Here is a 523-nt window from a genome sequence, read left to right as displayed (position 1 = left end):
CGCGTCCTCGGCGAAGGTCTGCACATTGGCGAGGTCCGACCCGGCATTGGGCTCGGAATAACCCTGGCACCAGCGCACCTCACCCTTGCCGATGGCCGGGATATGTTCGTGCTTCTGCGCCTCGCTGCCATATTCGAGCAGCGTCGGGCCGAACATCATCACGCCCATGCCGCCAATCGGGTTCCACGCGCCAATCCGCGCCATTTCCTCCTGCAGGACGCGGATTTCGGCCTTGTCGAGCCCACCGCCGCCATAAGCCTTGGGCCAGCCGGGAACACCCCAGCCCTTTTCGCCCATTGCGGCCTTCCAGGCGATTTCATCTGCGGACAGTTCGGTTGGGCCTTCGAGCGCGGACAGGGCATTGTCCTTGCCCTTGAGCGCAGGCGGGAAGTTGGCGGCAAGCCAGGCGCGGGCCGTCTGGCGGAACTCGTCAAGCGCGGTCGCTGGAGCGTCGAGTTCGGGCGCAGTCGCCATAAAACCTGTCCTTGCTGATAAAATCTGAAGATTGGGTATGGCGAAGCGA

The 523-nt window shown here is 63.7% G+C and carries 1 protein-coding gene; it reads right to left on the bottom strand.

Going from position 1 to position 523, the window contains the following annotated elements; all coding sequences use genetic code 11:
• A partial coding sequence (locus tag AACY19_RS26955; RefSeq protein WP_339454543.1) for an acyl-CoA dehydrogenase family protein occupies positions 1 to 474 on the bottom strand: 474 nt, incomplete at its 3' end.
• Between the last annotated feature and the right edge of the window lie 49 nt (positions 475 to 523).

The organism is Pseudomonas sp. EA_5y_Pfl2_R50, from assembly GCF_963970475.1.
Lineage (GTDB): Bacteria > Pseudomonadota > Gammaproteobacteria > Pseudomonadales > Pseudomonadaceae > Aquipseudomonas.
The sequence above is the reverse complement of the archived record's forward strand: the minus strand, read 5'-3'. Positions and strand labels throughout refer to the sequence as shown.